The organism is Cellvibrio sp. (genome assembly GCF_053579595.1).
On the sequence record NZ_JBRFPI010000446.1, the window covers coordinates 1 to 3,428 of the forward strand.

At 44.7% G+C, this 3,428-nt stretch carries 4 protein-coding genes; all 4 read right to left on the reverse strand.

What is annotated here, in order from left to right; all coding sequences use genetic code 11:
- Positions 1-603, reverse strand: a 603-nt coding sequence (locus ACWA6V_RS19395; protein WP_449524037.1) for a 3'(2'),5'-bisphosphate nucleotidase CysQ family protein, incomplete at its 3' end; no start/stop codon positions are given.
- Positions 604-627: 24 nt separating this feature from the next.
- Positions 628-1,254 (reverse strand): adenylyl-sulfate kinase, encoded by a 627-nt coding sequence (cysC, locus tag ACWA6V_RS19400; protein ID WP_310068557.1) that lies wholly within the window; start codon positions 1,252-1,254, stop codon positions 628-630.
- A gap of 5 nt (positions 1,255-1,259) precedes the next feature.
- Positions 1,260-2,504: a glycosyltransferase family 4 protein gene (locus ACWA6V_RS19405; RefSeq protein ID WP_449524038.1), complete on the reverse strand. Its 1,245-nt coding sequence runs from the start codon at positions 2,502-2,504 to the stop codon at positions 1,260-1,262.
- A gap of 7 nt (positions 2,505-2,511) precedes the next feature.
- Positions 2,512-3,428 (reverse strand): glycosyltransferase family 2 protein (locus ACWA6V_RS19410; protein ID WP_449524039.1); only part of this gene is annotated, 917 nt, incomplete at its 5' end.

Below are 3,428 nucleotides of genomic sequence, written 5' to 3' on the forward strand. Positions count from 1 at the left end.
ACTGCCTTCAGCTACCATGCAGATTTTAAGTGAGCTGCCAAGATTGACAATATCGGGTTGGTCAAAACGTTTTACCAGCTGTGCAAACTCATCGCTTTGATGTGATTTGCTACCAACAATTTTCCATCCCTGTGCCGATTCGGGCATTAATTTTACCTGGATTGCTGTTTTATCTTCCGCGCTTTCTTTGATACTGCCTGCTTGCAGTTGACCACCGTAGTAGAGCAGTGCTTTGGCCGGTGCGTAAACCACGCCCCAAGCGGGCTGCTGTTCAATAATCAGTGCAATATTTACCGTGAATTCGCCGTTGCGTTTAATAAACTCCTTGGTGCCATCCAGTGGATCAATTAGCCAGTAGCTTTGCCATTGGCTGCGCTCTTGCCATGCAATGGTGGCGCTCTCTTCGGAGAGCACGGGAATGTGTGGCGTTATTTTTTTTAGGCCATCGACAATACAATGATGCGATGCCAGATCTGCTTCTGTCAGCGGTGAGTCATCGGCTTTCATATCCACCGAAAAATCCCTGGTATAAATGTCCATAATGGCAGCGCCAGCCTGTTTGGCGAGCTTGATAACATCATCAAAATTAATTGCATTCAGCATGGCTATGTCCTGCGCCCGGTAAGGTTAGAGGCTGAGAATTTTAAAAATTTGGGTGGTGCATTCTTCGACACTATAACGGGAGGTATCGATGGTGAGTTCAGGTGATTGAGGTGCTTCGTAGGGGTCGCTAACACCGGTGAAGTTTTTCAAAATCCCCTGGCGCGCCTTTTTATACAACCCTTTAGGGTCGCGCGATTCGCAGACATCGAGCGGTGTATCAACAAACACTTCAATAAAGTTGCCATGGCCGAAAATAGAGCGAACCATTTGACGGTCGCGGCGGTATGGACTGATAAATGCACAAACAACAATCAGCCCTGCATCAACCAATAATTTGGCAACTTCACCGACCCGGCGAATATTTTCGGCGCGATCGCTTTCACTCATACCCAAATCTTTATTGAGACCATGACGTAGATTGTCGCCATCCAGCAAAAAGGATTTTTTACCTTGATTGTGCAAAAGTGCATCGAGCGCATTGGCGATTGTTGATTTGCCTGCGCCGGATAATCCTGTCAACCAGATACAGCAGGGCTTTTGTTGTAAGAGCGCTGCACGTTGAGCCGGTGTAATTTTCATGTTGTGCCACACTGCTGCAGAAGCCAGCTCAGTGGATTTTATTTCGTAGGGACTTTTTTCATCGTTGTTCATAGCAATTATCCTTGATGATGTTGTTGATGTCGGGTGATGGTGTCGGCATATATTTTCATTAACCGTTTGCCGATTACATCAATATCAAAATGGGTTTCAACATACTGGCGGGCATTGTGTTGCCATTCATTCCACTGTTGCGGATTGTCAATTATCCATTGGATTTTGTCAGCCATTACTGCCGGATTGCGGTCTTCTACTAAAAAGGCAGATTTGCCATCCTCAACACACTCAGGTATGCCTCCAGTTTTGGTGGCAATGACAATTAATCCGGAGGCCTGGGCTTCCTGAATCGCGACGCCTTGGGTTTCTTCGTGAAATCCTGTTTTGTCTGTGAGGCTTGGGAAGACAAAAATATGTGCGCGGGAATAAATTTCTTTGAGCTTTTGCTCGCTGATGCTGGTGTAAAGCGTGACATGTTTTTGTAAGTTTAACGCTACAATCATTTTTTCCAGATTGTCGCGCTCTGGGCCGGCGCCCACCATGGTGTAATGCAGGTTGTAGCCAAGTTCAATAAGCTTGGGCAGCGCTTGTAAAACGTATTGCTGCCCTTTGTCTGTATGAAACCTGCCAACCGTCAGGAGTTCTACAGGCGCATCCGCTGGTTTGGGTTTAGCGCTAAAAACAAACTCACTGGTCACTATTCCCTGCGGAATAATCGCAATCTTTTCGGCTGGTGCGCCCAAGCTCATATATTGTTTCTTGGCAAATTCAGTGTTGACCAAAATAATATCAGCGGCATCGACATATTCACTGCGCATCACCGCGGGAATTGTCGAGACCCCGGGTGGCGGAAGGCCGTGAAACGTGATTACAAAGGGTGCTTTTTGTGCTCTGATGACCGGCAGTAATAGGTGTCCGGTGATTTCAAAATGCGAATGAATAATGTCTATATCGCGTTTGATGAAATGCGGTGCTAATACCAGTGCGCCAATAAGATTACTGGCCAGAGATTTATGTTTTGAAAAATAACGCGGCGCAGAAAATAATCCACGTAGGCTTTTCACTGTATTCAATGGATTTAAAAAATTGTTGGCGATAGCCAATAATTTGTTCTTGCCATCAAAGTTTAAATATTCTGTTGCTTGGGTTAAGTGGAATTCATCAACAACGGACGAATAGTTTTGGTCTCCCTGCGTCATCGAGAAGATGGTGACACTACCACCGTGCTTAACAACCTGGGCAGTACTATTGGCCAGCCAGGGTTGGATAGTGTTGGGAAATTTGGTGGCGATAATCAGTGCGTGCATTTTTGATTCATTTAGTGTTTAAACTTGTGACAGTTTCTGTGTAATAACTATTTGGTGAATAGTTCCTTAATATCGCTTTTAATCTCGGGCGTTCGGGATGTACGCTGCCTGGATAAATTAGAAACGATTTTATCCACCATGCGATTGCCGACAATTTTTGATTTTCACTCCAATACAAGTTCGCCATCACCATGGCGTTCCAAGCTCTTGATCTTTGGCGCAAGTTTTTTTCAGGTATTTGCGCACTGATCCACTCTCGGTCAGCATACTGCTTTTGTTTGTCTCTATTGGGGCGAAACCCTGAATGAATGCGCATTGATACGGTGTTAAAGTTGCAGCTTTTCACATTTCCCTGTTTTACTAGTCTGCGTAAAAAGTCACGATCTTCAGAATTCGATAGCGATGTAACAAACGGCCCCGCTGCAATTATCGCTGTACGCTTTGCAAATATATTGGATGTGGCGCCAGGGAATGCCGTAAAAATGCAAAGATCTTCATAGCTTATTAAGCTTCGTGCTGGAGTATCTGCAATACAGCTTTTTGAATGCTCATCGAAGTAGCTACAACCTCCGCCTACCAACACACAGTTTTCATCTGCCATGGCGATGGCCACTTTTGCCTCTATACATTTACTTTCATAAATATCATCTGAATCCAAAAAAGCAACATAATCCCCTTTGCTAAGCGTTATACCGTAATTCCTTGCTGCCGATGCCCCGGCATTTTTCTGTTTGATATAGCGCACGCAAGAGGCATTAAGATTTGCTATGACAGCTTGTGTGTTGTCGGTAGAACCGTCATCAATCACTAATACTTCGATATTTTTGTACGTTTGCTGTAATACAGACGCTAATGCATCTCCAATCATATGCGCACGATTAAACGTAGGTATTATTACGCTAACCAGTGGCATTAATGATGGCT

Excerpts from the sequence above, each read along its gene's own strand:
- cysC (WP_310068557.1), bottom strand. The coding sequence starts at position 1,254 with ATGAACAACGATGAAAAAAGTCCCTACGAAATAAAATCCACTGAGCTG.
- ACWA6V_RS19405 (WP_449524038.1), bottom strand. The coding sequence starts at position 2,504 with ATGCACGCACTGATTATCGCCACCAAATTTCCCAACACTATCCAACCC.